This is a genomic window from Enterobacter sp. ECC-175, from assembly GCF_043968675.1.
GTDB lineage: Bacteria > Pseudomonadota > Gammaproteobacteria > Enterobacterales > Enterobacteriaceae > Enterobacter.
The window spans coordinates 1,546,902-1,560,428 of record NZ_CP143776.1; the positions used below are offsets into that span (position 1 = coordinate 1,546,902).

Sequence of the window (13,527 nt, forward strand, 5' to 3'; positions counted from 1 at the left end):
AAAAAATTCCAACTGAAAAATTTTTGCGATCTGAAAACCGCAGGCGGGTGCGGTGTAGTGCGATTTCGGTCATAAATAGAAATTTTTGGCATGATTTTGTTGATTGCCGGATGTAAGCTATAAAAAACATGCTCTTGCAACACAACGTTGCGACACTTATAAAATGAAATCTATTTTTCTAGGAAGTTTTGGAAGGAAATAAATGAATAGACAGCAAAAAGAACAAGTATTAGGGCTTTTAGATGCTTTCGATGCAATTAACTTCAATGACAAAGTGGCTGAATCATTTAAAGACAGTGGCGATATTTCCCAAGTCATGCTTGGTGATATCAATGTATATGATTATGTCACTCTAGTTAATAAGGTTCGTAATCATTTTAGGCAGGAGTTCGATGATTTGAATTATGTGACATTGCCATTTTCTTATAATTATGGCAGTGAAATTGGTTCTGGTAATTTGCTTTCTGATCTTTCAAATATGAATGCAAATATATCTGGTGCTAATTATAGTAATTCACTCGCATTTGTGTATCGATTGGCAAATTATCAGAGGGTAAATGGTTTTTGGGAGTTGAATACTAGAAGAGCTTTCAAAAAGACCGAAAGAAAACTTCAAGAAGAATATGAGCTTCTTGAAATGAAAAAGTCACTAATTGAACAAAGGATTTTAGAGTTAGATAATTTTGTAAAAAGGGTTGAGGATGCTGAAGTTAGTGTGAGTACATTTCTTGATGAATGCCAGTCTCAAGTTAAAAACTATGAGGCTTTGCTTCAAAATTTAGTATCACAGAATGATTCTATAAATAACATGTTCAACTCTACAACTAGCGTTGTTGAAAAAATAAACTCACAACTAGCTCTCTCTGAAAATAAAAATAATAGCATTGATAAGGTTTTCGATGATTCTGAAAAGGCATTGAATGCAATTAAATTAAATATTTCACAATATAAAGATGAGTATAGTGAAATAAGTAAGAAACTGATCGCACTTAATAGCTCATTTGATGAAAAGTTAGCTTTTGTCGCTGACAAAGAATCATACTTTAAAGAACGAAATGATTATCTTGATGCTCTGATTGGTAGAGAGGTTGGAGCATCACTTTTTGAAACATTTAAACAGCGAAAAAATGAACTTGCACCATCTGTCAATTTTTGGAAGTACGCAGTACCATTTCTTGCAGTTTCAACTGTACTTTGGATATTTTTCCTGTTCCATTTATCCGAAGGGCAGACTATGGATTATAAACTGATAATAATAAACTCTATCAAAGCATTACCTGCAATAGGGTTGCTTCTATTTGGTATTGCACAATATAGCAAGGAGCGTAATTTTCAAGAGGAGTATGCCTTTAAATCGGCCGTAGCATTAACATTAAAAGCATATGCTGAACAGCTCATAAGTGAAGAGAATAAAGATGCGTTAATCCTTTCATCTGTATCGTCAATATACAAATCACCAATATATCATTCAAAATTAAAAGTTGAGGATGGTAAAAGTGCTATAGATTCGGTGTCGGATTTACTAGGAAAATTTAAAGATATTAATTTGACAAAAAAATAGGTCTTATAAAGTGAATGTCTTTTTTTAATGTTGTTGAAAAAGGTGAGCTATGATTGATGAAATAAAAATACTTAACAAGTTCAAGTCTTTAACTGAGGATGAAAGAGAGTTAATAAATTTAAAATATGCTGAGGAGAACCATCGACAGTTTAATGAATTTAAAAGTGCATATGTTAACGATGAATGTTACCTTTGTGGGAAATCGTTCAAAACGATTAGTAAAGAAACGCCATGTCTTCATTGGCTTTTAAGACGTTGCAAATTCAAGACGAAAGATTTTCCTCTGCTCTATAATAAATATGGATATGTAAATATTGCCGCTTTTCTACGGTGGTGCGCTAATATGGAAAAACCATTGATTAATATAAATGATCTTCCATTGGAAATGCCAAAAGGTAAAGTTTTATCTAGTACCATCAAATGGAAGAATATTGAATGGACTTTTGATTGTTCTGAATCGGATTTTAAAGGCCATGCAGGAACAGCAGTAGAATATCCGCATTATCATTTCCAAATGAGAATTGATGGTATGCAGTTTATAAATTTTAATACGTTCCACTTACCTTTCAGCAACGATGATCTATTTGCACTAACTATGGGACGTAACCATCCTGATAAATTTACACATAACTTCGGTCAATTCGGAATGGGTATGGAAGCTGCAATGGCGTTTGTGGAAGACGATCCTGAATGGGCTTTAGAAAGTATGAGCCGTTCAGATGACGAGGCAGACTCAACCTACCACATATCTACACTAGCTATTGCTGGAGAGGGAGAAAAGATATCAGGAGATCTAATTGCTGATTTGATCGAAGAGTCACGTGTAACAGGAGTCCCATTAAGTAAATTAATGCAGGAGCGTTTGCCGGAAAAAACGAATGTTCGCACGTTGATATCTCCCAGTGAGGCAGTACCGGAGATTGCGAAAAGAACAGAGCATAAAAAATGAACTTGGTTAAGTGCCCTTATTAAAATGGGGGCACTTTAGGGGGCATTTTATCATTTGTTATTTTGTAAATGCTTTTAAAACAGGTGGTTACATTTATTTTTTGTTCCTATTATCGGCACCATCTTTTTATACGCTTTCTGCATAGTTGAATTGTTTATTGATGTTGATTGACCCACTTTCAACACAATTTTATTGATCTTATATATTTATGATAATAATAATTCCAACTATGGAACCGATGGAATGATTTAACTAAAAAATCTTTAGTCAATAAACCTTATATGGAAAATCAATAATGAAAAAATGGATGTTGAGCAAAGCAGTATTGTCGTTATGTCTAATGTCCCTGGTTGCGCAGCTTTCGGGATGCGGAACGTTAGCACGTGGTGATAGTTACAAAGATACTTATCGTGGTGTAGATCGTGACAAGAGAGAGATAGCGAATGCTTATCTGTGGGCACCTTCGTTTGGGCTATGGCCGCTTTTTCACATAATTTCCCTTCCGATTGACGCTGTTATTGATACCGTATTGCTTCCTGTCGACCTTGTCCTTAAGCACGCACCTAAAAAAGAGCTTGCTCAGTCAGCGGAAGATATCCCCGTATTTGCTGCCAACTTAACGAATTTACCTGACTTCAGCTATAGCATCCAAAATAAACTGACGGGTGTTGTTCTGACGACAGGGAGAACAAGCAAAATACCTCAAAGTGGCAGTATGTCACCAACGTTGGATATTTTTTCAGTTGTGAAGACAAAATATCCTGAACCGCGTATTGACCCTGTAGAAATTAAATGGGAAGTCTCACCCGGCAGCGGTAATTTACGTGGCGAAACTACCTTTACTGAAACACGTACGCCAACGAGCAGTCTCCGTCTTGCGAAGGGCATTATTATACTATTTATGCCTTGCAATTCAGTAATGGTCATCAATTCTGAACGTTCGTTCTATAATTCCAATATTATTAATCAAAAATCAATACAGGATAGCTACAAAAAGCTCACGCAAATGGCGATGCAGTCACAATGTGCTCCGGCAGAGATTAACCCGGAAATACAAGACGTATGGAAATAGTGAGGAGTGAGGAAGACCGTACTCTCCATAGACATAATTGCATGTGTACGCCTCCGAAAGTATCAATGCCCCGTGGGTTCTCGGTCCAAAAGTGATGAGACTGTACCGCTGGCGAAACCCAACGTTCACCACTACGCTGTTTAACGGAATATCGCGCCCTCGCTGGCGCGGTTGTTGTCCATTTTTTAACAGGAAGACTTATGAGCGAAGTGAAAATTGTTGCCACCCTGACGCCGTTCCCGGAGCATGTGGATGCGGTGAGAACCGCCGCGAAAAATATGGTGAAACCAACCCACGGTGAAGAGGGTTGTCTGCAGTACGATCTGCACGAAAGCCGGGCGGTGCCGGACGTTCGCGAGCTGGAAAATGAGGGCAGCGTGTCGTTCGTATTTATCGAGCGCTGGAAATCCGCAGAGGATTTGAAAAAGCATGTCGCCATGCCCTATCACGATGAGTTTCTTGAAATCCTCGACGGCAAGCTGGAGAGCCTGAACGTTCAGCGCCTGACCCCGCTTTTCTAGCGCTCGCCGTCGGGATCCCTCAGCGTCCCCGCTCGCTCACCGTCATCGTGAACGTGAGCGGGCCGCCTTCCACACACCTGTAGCTATGCGGCAAATCCGTTCTGGCAATCGCTGAACTGCCCTCATTCACCGTCAGGCTTTCCTCGCCTAAAGTGAGGTGAAGAGCGCCTTCCACAACATGTAAAAGTTCACACGTGCCGGCAGAGTGCCCCGGGGAAGTGAAAATCTCTCCGGGATGCATCTTCCACTCCCATAGCTCGATCATGTCCGGTCCGCTGGTGCCCGCAAGCAGCCGTGCGGTACCGCCGCGCTCGCCGCGCCACAGGCAGGGAATTTCTTCTGCAGCAATAAGGTGTACGCTGGGTTTACTGGCGACGTTAACGATATCCGCCACCGAGACGCCCATCGCCGATGCCAGCTTGCAGAGCAGGGCGATGCTGGGATTTGCCCTGCAGGCTTCAATTTCCACCAGCATCCCCTTGCTTACCCCCGCCTGACGCGAGAGCTCATCCAGCGACATTTTTTTCTCGCTGCGATACTGCTTCAGGGAAGCTGAGAGCGCCTCATTAATTACGGACGCGTCGGTCCCGGTCGTTATATTGACTTTTTTGTTCATCGGTCATTATCATAATCTAAAACGGTCATTTTAGGATTATGAAATGTTCACTGCACATCCGTCAATCGGCGCTGACGTTGCCCGCCTGGCGCCGGGCTTCCGCGCGCTGAGCATCAGCGTAACGGCTGCTCCGCTCGTTAACCCCGGCTTTGGGGAAGAGGCGCTCATAAGCGCGTGTAAGGCCGTCCTCGACGGGGAACCCGCGTGGGCAGAGGCTCATCTGAACGCATGGTCAGAGGCCTTTCGCGCTTTTGGCGCAAAGCCCAAACGCACGCCTTGTTCAGCCGAAGCCCTGCGCAAGCGGGTGTTGCGCGACGGATCAATGACGGCGCTGGACCCGGTGGTGGACCTGTATAACGCCGTCAGCCTGCGCTACGCCATTCCTGTCGGGGGTGAAAATCTGGATGCCTATTCCGGCATGCCGCGCCTCATTATCTCAGACGGCAGCGAGCCGTTTGACACCTTCAAAGACGGCAATCCGATTATCGAGAATCCTGAACCGGGAGAAGTGATTTGGCGTGACGAACTGGGCGTCACGTGCCGCCGCTGGAACTGGCGGCAGGGAATAAGAACGCGCCTGAGCGCTTCCGATAAGCACATGTGGTTTATTCTGGAAAGCCTGCGGGAGATGCCGCTCGAGGCTCTGCATGAGGCAGGAAAAATGCTCACAGACGGACTGAACGTCATGATGCCGGGCGTGCGGTTCGACGTGACGCTCATTGACGCGGGCTAAGCCGTCCGCACGGTGAGCTAACGGGGAGCCTGGCGATAAATGTTGTAAGCCAGCTTGATGAGAAAGAAGACGTCACTCATCGTGCGGATGGCCGGGACGAGCCTGTAAAGCTGAATGCGTGAACGGAACCGGGCGCGCAGCGCCTGACGGTTGCTCACCTTACGCCGGTAGAGGCCCAAAAAATGCCGGGACTCCACGAGCGCATGTCGGGCAAGCGCATTTTTGATGTCCCTGTACTGCGGCTTTGCGCTGATGGCAACGATCTCAGCAATGACATCGATATAGCTGGTCGCGCGGACGTCGTAATAGTCCTGGCGGTGCGTAATCGAGGCCGGATTATTGATATAGAGATAATCTTTTATGTCAGAGAAATAAAACCGACCGTTTTCGGCGGCGAGGTGCAGCGTCCACACGATATCCTTGTGGCTCTTTCCCGCCTGAAAGCTCAGATTATTTTGTCGGATATAGGACGAACGCACCATCTGAAGCCATAAATAATGCGGCCACTCCCGCTGGTTGACGCAGCGGTGAATCCATTGCCATCCGCTCAGCATCTTTCTGTAGGGTTGTTTATGATGCACGGGATGGGCGCTATCTCCGTGCCAGCCGTTGAAAATAACGACATCGGCCTGCGCCTCGCAGGCTATAGCGAAACGCTCGCGCAGAAAATGGTCCTCAATCCGATCGTCGGCATCCAGAAAAATGACCCACTCTCCGCGATGAACCGCCAGCGCGGCGTTCCTCGCTGCATACACGCCCTGATTATTCTGGCTTATGACGATAAGGCGTTCATCGTCGAGCGTGCGAAGTACCGCTTCGGTGGCATCCGTTGAGCCGTCGTTAACGACGATAATTTCAATGCTCGCAGTCTTTTCGCTAAGGAGTTTAGCTACCAACGGAACGATAGCGTCCTGAGCGTTAAATACTGGAATAATGACGCTGATATCGATTTTATTTTTCATAATGGAGCGTAAAACAGTGAAGGGATCGGCTTGTTAAGAAGGGAAATACGCCTGGCAGGGCGTTATTTTTTGTCATGAGCGTCCCGGCTCGATGCAGGAATACTTATTTTCGTTCTTATTTCCTGATTAATCACCAGCAGGCATTTATCACAGTACTCTTTATCCAGCCCAAAGAATCTGGCCAGAAAGCCTCTTTTCTTTTTACACCGCATGCATCTTTTCATTCCATCACCTGCTGTCATAGCCCGCGTCGTATTTTGGACGAAAATACCCCTGCCCGTCGGATGACAAGATAATCATTTATAACAATGAATTTACGTGATGGCGGAATTTAGCATGCGTGATGGCGGGAGGATAATTCATTTTGCAGATCGATTTTTTTTAATCGATCGGTTTTATCGATCATGGTAACGCCCCTGAAAGGGGGCCAGGGTTAATGTTGGCCGCTTTCCCTGCGTGCTGCGCGCACCCCCTCTTTTACTCTGCCTTTAGCATGCCGAAGCTGACGATGCGCGAGCGGCCGAGCTCTTTTGCCCGATAGAGCGCAACGTCCGCGGCGCGCAGCAGGTTGTCGCTTTGGGCATGTTGCGGATAGCTGGCGATGCCGATGGAGACATCCACCGGGCCGATTTCAGTCAGCCCGTAGCGGATGCTCAGCGTATGCACCTCGCGATGGATTTCGCTGGCGCAGGCGAACGCCGCGTCTTCATTTGCGCCGGCTAACAGGGCTAAAAACTCCTCGCCGCCGTAGCGGAACGCCATCCCGCCGTCGCGGACGGCGCGTTTGACAATGCCCGCCACGCTCTTAATCACCTCATCTCCCGCTTCATGGCCGTAGCGGTCATTAATGGTTTTGAAGTGGTCAATGTCGATCATCAGGCAGCTCAAGGATTCGCTACTGCGCATTGCCTGCGCCAGTTGCGTGCGCAGCGTATCGTCCAGATGATGGCGATTGCGCAGCCCGGTGAGCGGGTCGAACAGCGCTTTCTCCAGCAGCGCATCGCGCAGCCGCTGGTTTGCCAGCGCCAGCCCCAGCGCTTCGGCCATCAGCTCAAGGTAGGCGCGGGCGGGCGCGTTGTCCGGCGTGATGTTCTGGAAAGAGAGCAGGCCAATCGCCTCGCCCTGCGCGATCAGCGGAACGCACAGGGAGCAGTCCGCGCTGGACGGCGGCAGATGGTAGCAGGCGATATCCGGTTCGCCGCTGACCGGCGGGTGGCTCTGCCCACGGCGAATGGCCCAGCACGCGTCCGAATCAAAGGGATGATTATCGCCGTCGGGGTCAAGCCATTCCGCCACGCAGCGCATCTGCCACGGATCGCGTTCCAGAATATACAAGCGCCCGGCCACCCCCGGCGCCACGTTCGGGGCAAACAGCTCGGCGACGTTAATCACGTCAGCGAAGTTTTCACAGCCCTGCAGGCGCTGGGTCATCCGCGCCAGCAGCTCGCGGATGGCCCAGTCCGCGTCGCGCTCGCGTTCGAGCCGCTGCCGCGCCAGGCCGTTTTCACGAAAAATATGAATGGCCTGCGCCATGTCGCCGATCTCATCAATCTGGTTAAAGTTGGGCGTCTCTACCGCGTAGTCCTGCGAGGCGAGGCGATGCACCACGTCGCTCAGGCGAACGACCGGGCGCAGCACGCGGCGCTTTAGGATGAAGCCAAGGACAAAGAGAAAGAGCAGGGCGGTTAGGCCGACCATGATTTCCGAGGCGGTGCGCAGGGTTTTCGAGGTTTTGGTGGCGGCCTGCACCTCTGCGATGATGCGTGAGTCGAGCATCTGGCGAAAATGGTCAATCTGCCGCTGCGCGCGCTCAATCTCGAGCTCGTAGGCGCTGCCGAACAGCAGGTCCACGGCCTGCTGTCCTTCACCGCGCGCCACGCTGGAGAGCGCGGCCTGCTGCTCATCCTGCAGCTCATCAATTATTTTTAGCCCCTCACCAAGCAGCATCAGTTCTCCGCTGGTGGCTCCTGCATCTTTCAGCTGCACCATACGATGCTCGGTGCGTTTCAGGACGCTTTCTTTTTGCTGGAACTCGTCAAGGATGGCCGGCTCTTTTTTGATGACGTACAGGCGCGCAAGGTCGGACAGCATCCACGCGTCCGTCTCCACCTCTTCCGTGATCTGATCGAACTGCTGGCGCTGCTTAACGGCCTGACGCTCAACGCTGTCAGCATTCGAGGCCAATATCATGACGACGCCGGAGGCAATAGTCAGGCATACCGTGGCCCCATAGGCCCAGTTTGTGATCGTGGCGATTCGCACCAGCGGGTTCCTTATACGGCAAGAGTGGATGCGTTATTTCAAATTATAGAAAAGCTTTGATTTATGGTGAAAAAAAAGGCGGCATTGCGCCGCCCGGTATGAAGTCTGTCCGCCAGGGGTTACAGGTCCGGCGGGTTTCTTCCTTCCTCAATAAAATCAGCATCCAGCTCTTCGGCGTTCCCCGCGTGGTCGCGGCCGGAGAAGAGGTTCCAGCAGGCGATAAACAGCGCCGCGATCAGGGGACCAATCACAAAGCCGTTAATGCCGTACAGCTCCATGCCGCCGAGCGTGGAGATAAGGATCAGGTAGTCCGGCATTTTGGTGTCTTTCCCCACCAGCAGCGGACGCAGAATGTTGTCTGCCAGCCCGACGATAATCACGAAGAAGCCGACGATAAACAGCCCCTGCCAGATCTGGTGCGTGGCGAACAGGTAAATGGCGGCAGGCACCCAGACAATCGCCGAGCCCACGGCGGGCACCAGTGAAAGAAACGCCATCAGCGCGCCCCAGAGGATGCTGCCGTCAATGCCGACAATCGCAAAGGCGATGCCGCCGAGCGTGCCCTGAACCACGGCGACGACCGCCGTGCCTTTCACCGTCGCCCGCGACACGCCGACAAACTTGGCAAACAGGTGCTGTTTGACAAAGTCGCTTAGTGGCAGAGAGTCGAGGATCTGGCGCACCAGGTACGGCCCGTCCTTGAGCAGGAAAAACAGCAGGTAAAGCATGATGCCGAAGCTAATGGCAAAGCCAAACGTCCCTTTACCGATCAGGAACGCGCTGCCCGCCAGGTATTGCCCGCCCTGCAGCGCCACGTCGGAAAGTTTTTTCTGGATTTGCGCGGCGTTGGTGAGGTTGTGATCGGCCAGGAAGCCGCTGGCCCAGTCGGGCAGGCGGTTAAAGATGCCCGCCACTACTTCCGGGAACTGGGTGTTGTTTTGCTGCAGCTTGGTGTAGACCACGTTCAGCTCGATGGCGAGCGATGAGAGGATCACCATTAAGGGAATAAAGACGATCAGGCAGATGATGCACAGCGTCAGGAACGAGGCCAGCCCGTTGCGATCGCCCATCGCCACGCGCAGCTTGTTTTTTACCGGGTTGAAAATAATCGTGAGGATGGCGGCCCACAGAATCGCGGAGAAATAGGGCGACAGCACGTCAAAGAAGGCCCACGTGACAAGGGCAAGAATGAAGATGAAGAAACCTTTAGTCAGTCCATTAAAACGCATTGATGTGTCCTGTTTGCTAAGAAACTGTGACGACTATAGAACTGATTTGAGGATTTACCAATATTTGCGCGGCGAACGGCGCGTCTGGCTATTTGTTAACAATCGCGGTATAACACTCCTTCTTTGGATGTTTAGATGTCCATACGTGTAGAAGGTAATATGCAAAAAGAACTCGAAAATGGGCAGCTTAAGCGCACCATGAAAACGCGCCACCTGATTATGCTCTCGCTGGGGGGCGTCATCGGCACAGGGTTATTCTTTAATACGGGCTACATCATCTCCACGACCGGAGCCGCGGGCACGCTGCTGGCGTACCTGATTGGCGCGCTGGTGGTGTGGCTGGTGATGCAGTGTCTGGGCGAACTTTCGGTCGCGATGCCGGAAACCGGCGCGTTTCACGTATACGCCGCGCGCTATCTTGGCCCGGCAACGGGCTACACCGTGGCGTGGCTCTACTGGCTGACCTGGACGGTGGCGCTGGGGTCAAGCTTTACCGCCGCCGGTTTCTGCATGCAGTACTGGTTCCCGCAGGTGCCCGTCTGGGCATGGTGCGTGGTGTTCTGCATGGTCATCTTCGGCCTCAACGCCGTCTCGACCCGCTTCTTTGCCGAAGGCGAATTTTGGTTCTCGCTGGTGAAAGTGATCACCATCATCGCGTTCATCGTTCTCGGCGGCGCGGCCATCTTCGGCTTTATCCCGATGGCGGACGGTTCTCCCGCGCCGGGCCTGGCGAACATCACCGCCGAAGGCTGGTTCCCTCACGGCGGGCTGCCGATCCTGATGACCATGGTGGCGGTAAACTTTGCCTTCTCCGGGACGGAGCTGATCGGCATTGCGGCCGGGGAGACGGAAAACCCGCATAAGGTCATTCCGGTGGCGATCCGCACCACCATCGCGCGGCTGATCCTCTTCTTTATTGGCACCGTGTTCGTGCTGGCGGCGCTGATCCCGATGCAGCAGGCGGGCGTCGAGAAAAGCCCGTTCGTGCTGGTGTTTGAAAAGGTCGGCATTCCCTACGCGGCGGATATCTTCAACTTTGTGATCCTGACGGCGATCCTCTCGGCGGCGAACTCCGGGCTGTATGCGTCCGGGCGCATGCTGTGGTCCCTCTCCAACGAGAAAACGCTGCCGCGCTGCTTTGCCCGCGTCAATAAACGCGGCGTGCCGCTGACGGCGCTCTCCGTTTCCATGCTCGGCGGCGTGCTGGCGCTGTTCTCCAGCGTGATTGCGCCGGACACGGTATTCGTGGCGCTGTCGGCCATTTCAGGCTTTGCGGTGGTGGCGGTGTGGATCAGCATCTGCGCGTCGCACTTCGTCTTCCGCCGCCGCCATCTTCAGTCCGGCCAGCCGCTCGACGCGCTTGCGTACCGTGCGCCGTGGTATCCGCTGGTGCCGGTGCTCGGGTTTGTGCTGTGCCTGGTGGCCTGCGTCGGCCTGGCCTTCGACCCAGGCCAGCGCATTGCCCTTTACTGCGGGCTGCCGTTCGTCGCCCTGTGTTATGGTGCGTACTCTCTGACCCAAAAAACGACGACGCAGGAGCCTGAACATGTCGCAGAATAATCCGCTTACCGCTCTTCTTGAACAACGGCCTTTCGTGGTGCTGGACGGGGCGATGGCCACGGAGCTGGAGGCGCGTGGCTGTAACCTGGCCGACAGCCTGTGGTCCGCGAAGGTGCTGATGGAAAACCCGGAGCTGATCCGCGAGGTCCATCTCGACTACTACCGGGCGGGTGCGCAGGTGGCGATCACCGCCAGCTATCAGGCCACCCCAGCGGGCTTTGCGGCGCGCGGGCTGGACGAGGCCCAATCCCGCGCCTTGATCGGCAAAAGCGTGGAGCTGGCGCGCAAGGCGCGCGAAGCATACCTGGCCGAGAACGCCCATGCGGGCACGCTGCTGGTGGCCGGTTCCGTTGGGCCATATGGGGCGTATCTGGCGGATGGCTCCGAGTACCGCGGAGATTACGCGCGCAGCGCTGAGGAATTTAGCGCGTTCCACCGTCCGCGCGTGGAAGCGCTGCTGGACGCCGGAGCCGATCTGCTGGCCTGCGAAACGCTGCCTTCGTTTGCGGAGATCGGGGCGCTGGTTTCGCTACTCGCGGAATACCCCCGCGCCCGGGCGTGGTTCTCGTTAACCCTGCGCGACAGCGAGCACCTGAGCGACGGCACGCCGCTGCGCGACGTGGTGGCCGCGCTGGCCGATAATCCGCAGGTTGTCGCGCTCGGCATCAACTGCATCGCGCTGGAAAATACCACCGCGGCGCTGAAGCATCTGCAGGGCCTGACGGCGCTGCCGCTGGTGGTTTACCCGAACTCGGGCGAGCACTACGACGCGGTGACCAAAACCTGGCATCACCACGGCGAGGCGTGCGAGACGCTGGCGGGCTATCTGCCGCAGTGGCTGGCGGCGGGCGCGAAGCTGATTGGCGGCTGCTGCCGGACGACGCCGAAGGACATTGCTGAGCTGAGCGCGCAGCGCTGATGCCCTCACCCTGACCCTCTCCCACAGGGAGAGGGGAAAAAACGAACCGCACAAAACCAACTATCCTTTCCCGCTTTTTATCTAAAAACGAATCGCTATTAGCGATGCCTTTTTATTCCTTTATCAAAATAGCCGCGCCGGAAATACTGCCTCCATAACAACAAGGGGAGCAGGCACTATGGCCATTTCATCGCGAATCACATTACTCGGCGCGCTGGCGCTGTGGGCATTCCAGGCGCAGGCGGTCGACGTCACCGTCGCCTACCAAACCTCCGCCGAACCGGCGAAAGTCGCGCAGGCGGATAACACCTTTGCCAAAGAGAGCGGCGCGAAGGTCGACTGGCGCAAGTTCGACAGCGGCGCGGCCATCGTGCGCGCGCTGGCCTCCGGCGACGTGCAGATCGGTAACCTCGGCTCAAGCCCTCTGGCCGTCGCGGCCAGCCAGCAGGTGCCGATTGAGGTTTTCCTGCTGGCTTCCCAGCTCGGCAACTCCGAGGCGCTGGTGGTGAAGAAAAATATCACCAAACCTGAAGATCTTATCGGCAAGCGTATCGCCGTGCCGTTCATCTCCACCACCCACTACAGCCTGCTGGCGGCCCTGAAGCACTGGGGAATCAAGCCGGGCCAGGTGCAAATCATCAACCTGCAGCCGCCGGCGATTATCGCGGCCTGGCAGCGCGGCGATATTGACGGAGCCTACGTCTGGGCCCCCGCAGTGAACGCGCTGGAAAAGGACGGCACCGTATTGACCGATTCCGAAAAGGTGGGCCAGTGGGGATCGCCGACGCTCGACGTGTGGGTGGTGCGCAAGGATTTCGCCGAGAAGCATCCTGACGTGGTGAAAGCCTTTGCCAAAAGCGCCATTGACGCGCAGCAGCCCTACATTGCCAACCCGGACGCATGGCTGAAGCAGCCCGCCAACCTGGAGAAACTTTCCCGCCTGAGCGGCGTGCCGGAAGCGGACGTCCCGGGGCTGGTGAAGGGCAACACCTATCTGACGCCTGCCCAGCAGGTACAGCAGCTGACCGGGCCGGTGAACAAGGCGATTGCGGATACCGCAACCTTCCTGAAAGAGCAGGGCAAAGTGCCTGCCGTCGCGGCGGACTATAGCCAGTACGTTACCGATCGCTTCGTGAAATAAGG

At 52.7% G+C, this 13,527-nt stretch carries 12 protein-coding genes; 8 read left to right on the forward strand and 4 right to left on the reverse strand.

From position 1 onward, the window contains the following. Nucleotides 1-202: 202 nt before the first annotated feature. The 4 genes from V1599_RS07275 (at nucleotide 203) to V1599_RS07290 (ending at nucleotide 4,103) form a co-directional block, all read left to right on the forward strand. Nucleotides 203-1,561, forward strand: coding sequence for a hypothetical protein (locus V1599_RS07275; RefSeq protein ID WP_395301258.1), 1,359 nt, complete (start codon nucleotides 203-205; stop codon nucleotides 1,559-1,561). Between the two features lie 49 nt (nucleotides 1,562-1,610). Beyond that, nucleotides 1,611-2,510, forward strand: a complete 900-nt coding sequence (locus V1599_RS07280) for a hypothetical protein (protein WP_395301259.1) — start codon at nucleotides 1,611-1,613, stop codon at nucleotides 2,508-2,510. 295 nt (nucleotides 2,511-2,805) lie between these two features. After that, complete coding sequence (locus tag V1599_RS07285; RefSeq protein WP_395301260.1) at nucleotides 2,806-3,582, forward strand: hypothetical protein; 777 nt, start codon at nucleotides 2,806-2,808, stop codon at nucleotides 3,580-3,582. A 200-nt stretch (nucleotides 3,583-3,782) separates the two neighbouring features. Continuing rightward, a complete protein-coding gene (locus V1599_RS07290; RefSeq protein WP_395301261.1) occupies nucleotides 3,783-4,103 on the forward strand; it encodes a putative quinol monooxygenase in 321 nt (106 codons plus the stop codon). A gap of 19 nt (nucleotides 4,104-4,122) precedes the next feature. Here V1599_RS07290 and V1599_RS07295 read toward each other — a convergent pair whose 3' ends face one another. Next, nucleotides 4,123-4,719, reverse strand: a complete 597-nt coding sequence (locus V1599_RS07295; RefSeq protein ID WP_395301262.1) for a helix-turn-helix domain-containing protein — start codon at nucleotides 4,717-4,719, stop codon at nucleotides 4,123-4,125. A 43-nt stretch (nucleotides 4,720-4,762) separates the two neighbouring features. Here V1599_RS07295 and V1599_RS07300 point away from each other — a divergent pair, with 43 nt between their 5' ends. Continuing rightward, complete coding sequence (locus V1599_RS07300; protein ID WP_395301263.1) at nucleotides 4,763-5,452, forward strand: B3/4 domain-containing protein; 690 nt, start codon at nucleotides 4,763-4,765, stop codon at nucleotides 5,450-5,452. Between the two features lie 17 nt (nucleotides 5,453-5,469). Here the strand turns inward: V1599_RS07300 and V1599_RS07305 are convergent, their stop codons facing one another. The 3 genes from V1599_RS07305 to V1599_RS07315 form a co-directional block, all read right to left on the reverse strand. Next, a complete protein-coding gene (locus V1599_RS07305; protein ID WP_395301264.1) occupies nucleotides 5,470-6,414 on the reverse strand; it encodes a glycosyltransferase in 945 nt (314 codons plus the stop codon). Nucleotides 6,415-6,891: 477 nt separating this feature from the next. Next, nucleotides 6,892-8,676, reverse strand: a complete 1,785-nt coding sequence (locus V1599_RS07310; RefSeq protein ID WP_395301265.1) for a diguanylate cyclase — start codon at nucleotides 8,674-8,676, stop codon at nucleotides 6,892-6,894. 119 nt (nucleotides 8,677-8,795) lie between these two features. Continuing rightward, complete coding sequence (locus V1599_RS07315) at nucleotides 8,796-9,905, reverse strand: AI-2E family transporter (protein ID WP_395301266.1); 1,110 nt, start codon at nucleotides 9,903-9,905, stop codon at nucleotides 8,796-8,798. 159 nt (nucleotides 9,906-10,064) lie between these two features. Between V1599_RS07315 and mmuP the strand changes: the two genes are divergently transcribed. From mmuP to tauA, 3 genes are all read left to right on the forward strand, one after another. Continuing rightward, the gene (mmuP, locus tag V1599_RS07320; protein WP_395301267.1) at nucleotides 10,065-11,465 is read left to right on the forward strand and encodes an S-methylmethionine permease; all 1,401 of its coding nucleotides are present in this window, start codon (nucleotides 10,065-10,067) and stop codon (nucleotides 11,463-11,465) included. After that, a complete protein-coding gene (mmuM, locus tag V1599_RS07325) occupies nucleotides 11,452-12,384 on the forward strand; it encodes a homocysteine S-methyltransferase (protein ID WP_395301268.1) in 933 nt (310 codons plus the stop codon). The genes mmuP and mmuM overlap by 14 nt, the downstream gene beginning before the upstream one ends. 178 nt (nucleotides 12,385-12,562) lie before the next feature. Further along, on the forward strand, nucleotides 12,563-13,525 hold the full coding sequence (gene tauA / locus V1599_RS07330) for a taurine ABC transporter substrate-binding protein (protein WP_395301269.1): 963 nt from the start codon (nucleotides 12,563-12,565) through the stop codon (nucleotides 13,523-13,525). Nucleotides 13,526-13,527: the final 2 nt, after the last annotated feature.